The following is a 209-nucleotide window of genomic DNA, read 5'->3' on the forward strand; positions in this document are numbered from 1 at the left end:
TTCTTCAAAAGTTTTGCAACTCTCGTTGGAACACCAGGTTGTTTGCCCATTCTTGTACTCCAATATTTGAGATTGCCATCGTATGGGCTGGCCTCGCCTTTGACTTTAACGTGTCTGACAATTGGAGTCTCTGCGTGGTATCGCAATTTGATTGGGTTTGATTCCGCTCGTGTTGCAAATACCCATTGCCGATTCCCTATTGTTTGCCA

General features: G+C 45.0%; 1 pseudogene. It reads right to left on the reverse strand.

The annotated features are described in order from the left end of the window. Positions 1-209: pseudogene (locus AC0QH1_RS05065) on the reverse strand (group II intron reverse transcriptase/maturase); the annotation flags it as partial.

The sequence above is a fragment of the Phormidium sp. CCY1219 genome, assembly GCF_055795085.1.